4 protein-coding genes are annotated in these 3885 nt (G+C 67.2%); all 4 read right to left on the bottom strand.

Features of this window, described 5'->3' with window-relative positions:
- A partial coding sequence (locus tag ACU0BR_RS13395; RefSeq protein ID WP_446157336.1) for a TRAP transporter large permease occupies positions 1-1312 on the bottom strand: 1312 nt, incomplete at its 3' end.
- Positions 1312-1908: a TRAP transporter small permease subunit gene (locus ACU0BR_RS13400; protein WP_446157337.1), complete on the bottom strand. Its 597-nt coding sequence runs from the start codon at positions 1906-1908 to the stop codon at positions 1312-1314. The genes ACU0BR_RS13395 and ACU0BR_RS13400, both read right to left, overlap by 1 nt.
- 277 nt (positions 1909-2185) lie before the next feature.
- Complete coding sequence (locus ACU0BR_RS13405; RefSeq protein ID WP_446157338.1) at positions 2186-3625, bottom strand: aspartate kinase; 1440 nt, start codon at positions 3623-3625, stop codon at positions 2186-2188.
- A gap of 169 nt (positions 3626-3794) precedes the next feature.
- On the bottom strand, positions 3795-3885 hold a 91-nt coding region (locus ACU0BR_RS13410; RefSeq protein WP_446157339.1), incomplete at its 5' end, for an ectoine synthase.

Below are 3885 nucleotides of genomic sequence, written 5' to 3' on the forward strand. Positions count from 1 at the left end.
CCACGAAGGGGATGATGCCGCGGTAGATGGCCGAGGTGGGCAGCTCCGCGGGTGCGACGCCGCGCAGGTAGAACAGGGCGAAGCCGAAGGGCGGGGTGAGAAAGCTCGTCTGCAGGTTCACGCCCACGATCACCCCCAGCCACACCGGGTCCACGTCCAGCGCCAGCAGGATCGGCGCGGTGATCGGGATCACGATGAAGATGATCTCGAACGTGTCCAGGATGAACCCCAGCACGAACATGATCCCCATCACCGCGATCACCGAGGTCAGCGCCCCGCCCGGCAGGTCGGCCAGCATCTGATGCACCAGATTGTCGCCGCCCATCAGCCGGAACACGATCGAGAAGACCGAGGCGCCGAAAAGGATGATGAACACCATGGAGGTGATCGTCGCCGTGGCGATCACCGTTTCCTGCAGGATGCGCAGCGACAGCCGCCAGCGCAGCGCGGCCAGCACCGCCGCGCCCACCGCGCCCACGGAGGCCGCCTCGGTCGGGGTGGCGACGCCGCCCAGGATGGAGCCCAGCACCGCGAGGATCAGCACCAGCGGCGGGATCAGCGCCACGACCACCTCGCGCAGCAGGTGCTTGCGCTCCTCGGGCGGGACGGGCGTGGCGGGGCAGCTTTCGGGATCGGTCACCGCCTTGAACAGCACCCAGAACGTGTAAAGCCCGACCAGCAGCACCCCCGGCAGCAACGCCCCCGCGAAGAGATCGCCCACCGAGACCGGCACCGGGGCGAAATTGCCCTTCTGCATCTGCACCTGCGCGTTGATGCCCGACAGCATGTCGCCCATGAAAATCAGCACGGTGGAGGGCGGGATGATCTGGCTCAGCGTGCCGCTGGCGCAGATGACGCCGGTGGCCAGTTCGGGCTTGTATCCGGCACGCAGCATGGCGGGCAGCGAAATCAGCCCCATCGTCACCACCGTCGCGCCCACCACCCCGGTGGAGGCCGCCAGCATCGCGCCGACCAGGACCACCGAAAGCCCCAGGCCGCCGCGCATGTTGCCGAAGAGCTTGGACATCGTCAGCAGCAGCTGCTCGGCGATACGCGAGCGTTCCAGCATCACGCCCATGAAGATGAACAGCGGCACCGCGACCAGCACTTCGTTCGTCATGTAGCCGATGTAGCGGTTGGGCAGGCTGCCGAAGTTCGACGGATCGAACACGCCCAGCCCCCAGCCTGCCAGGCCGAAAAGCAACGATACCCCCGCGAGGGTAAAGGCCACGGGAAAGCCCAGCATCAGAAAGCCGATGATGCCGAAGAACATGAGGCCCGCCAGGACCTCGCCAAGCAAGACAGGATCCATCAGCGAGCGGCCTTTTCACGCGGCGGGGGCGCGACGAACCCCGGCTCGTTGCCCCGGGGCGGATAGCGGAGCGCGCGGGGCAGCAGGTGGTCGGAGCCCGCCAGCACCAGCACGGAGCGCAGCGCGATCGCCACCCCCTGCAGCGCGACCAGCCCGACGAAGAGGAGGATGAAGGATTTCAGCACGAACAGCCCCGGCATTCCGCCGACATTGGCCGAGCCTTCGGCATAGCTCCAAGACCGGCGCACGAACGGCATGGAATAGACGTAGACCACGAAGGTGAAGGGCAGCAGGAACAGCAGCACGCCGATCAGATCGACCACCGCCTTGCGCCGCGGCGATGCGGGCCGGTAGAAGATGTCGACCCGCACGTGATCGTCCCTGAGCAGGGCAAAGCCCGCCACCGCGGTGAACATCGCCCCGTTCAGCCAGATGTAGAGATCCTGCATCCAGACGAAGCTCACCGCGAAGACATAGCGCTGCACGACCACCGTGAAACACACGACGACGATCGCCAGCGCCAGCCAGGAGACCAGCCGTCCCACAGCGGTGTTCACCGCGGCTATGATGCGGACGATCGCAGCCAGAATGCGCATGACGGCCCCTCCCCGAGATTCGACCGATCATGTGCCATGATTGCGGCAGCCAGACAACCGGCGCCCCGCGCGTATTCATCCGGGATGCCGCTAATGGCCGGCCGAAGGCACTCGGCGAGAGCGCCAGCGCGCGAGCAGGGGGCGACGCACCGCGGCTCCGGCCGACCCGCCCGCGCGGGGGCGGACAAATGGCGCGAAAAGCCGTGGTTTCGCTGGCGCGTGACGCAGGGGGCGGGCGCTGCCTCCTTCACCCCCTCCCTTCGACCGTCGCGATGGGTCAGGCGGCCTTTGGCTGGCGGGCGACGTGCGGGCGCGCGATCAGGTTGCGGTGCAGGGCGCTGACCGTGTCCTTCATCCGGTCGCGGCCGACCAAGAATTGCACGTCGACGGTGCGGGTGGTCTGCTGGGCGGCGATCAGCTCGATGCCTTCCTCCTCCAGCGCGCGCAGGCCGTTCAGCAGCACGTTCTGGCCCGCCAGGTTGCGCCCGATGGCCGAAACGACGGCAAGGTTGCGCGCGCTGAGCGTGGCGCTGGGAAAGATCTCGGACAGGTCGCGCTCCACCCGTTTCACCGATTTCAACGGCGCGTCGACGTAGTGGGTGATGGTGTTGGCGTTCGACGATTTCGCCACGATGCGGATCTTGTGGCGCGTCAGGACATCGAGCAGCTTGGTGTCGTAGCCCTTGACGCCGACCATGTCCTGCTCGAACAGCTCCAGCGCGTAGACGCCGAGGCCCGTCACCATCTCCACCCCCGGCTTGTCCGACGGCTCGTTGTCGATCAGCGTACCGGGATCGTGCGGCTCGAAGGCATTGGTGACGCGCAGCGGGATGCCCGACTGGCGCAGCGTCTTGGCCGCCTTGGGATGGATCGCTTCCATCCCCATGTTCGACAGCTGGTCGGCCACGTCATAGTTGGTGTGGCCCAGCTTGCGCACCGCGCTTTCGCCGACGATGCCGGGATCGGCGGACGACAGGTGGAATTCCTTGTGGATGATCGCCTCGGCCGCGCCGGTCTGCGCCGCGATGCGCGAGAATGTGACCTCGGAATAGCCGCGGTCGTATTCCTTCATCAGCCCTTCGGTGCATTGCGCGTAGCCGGTGACGATCGGCAGTTCCTGGCTGAGGTCGATGTCACGCAGCCCGGCGCCGATGCGCTCTTCCAGCGTGTGCTCGGTCTCGTCGCGCCAGCCGCTGAGGTCGATGAACCGCGCGTTGACGCCCGCCCGGCGCAGCAGCAGCGCGGTGGCAAAGGCGGAATGCGCCTCGCCCAGGCCCGACAGCAGCTCGCGGATGATCAGCATGTGCTGGCTGAGGCGGAAATGCCCGTAGGAGCACAGCCGTTGCAGGTCGATCAGACAGCCGCGCGCGCCCTCGATCCGGTCGCGCACGAAATCATGCGCGGCGGACCGGTCGGCGGCATGGTCCAGCACCGCGTCATGCGCCTCGCACATGGCGGTGGCGACGCTCGACAGTGCCTCGGACCAGCCGTGGTCGTTCTCGGCATTGGCGAAAAGCTTGTAGACCCCCGGCGCGCCGGTCTTCTTGTCTTCCAGCAGCAGGTTGGTGATGCCGCCATAGGCCGAGACCACGAAGATGCGGTTGTAGATCTCCGCCTCCGGGCGCGTGCCGACGAAAAGCGTGTCCACAAGCTCGTTCGAGCGGCTCATCGAGGTGCCGCCGATTTTCTCGACGGTGTGTTGGGTATTCTGCGTCATGGTAGGATCCATCCCCTGGATTTTCGGCCCTGGATTGTCGCCCCTGAATCTCAGGCGGGGCGCGCGGGGGCTGTTGCCCTCCGCCCGCGCGCCTTCTCTCGGGACCGGCCGACCGACTGCCCCGGCGGCCGATGCACTGGCGGCCGATGCACTGGCGGTCGCGGCCGGATTATTCGGCCGCCGTCGCCGGTGCGGCGGCGTAGGAGCCGTCTTCCTGGTGCACCTCGGTGCCGGTGACGGGCGGGTTGAAGCAGCAGGCC

It is taken from the genome of Brevirhabdus sp. (assembly GCF_052826345.1).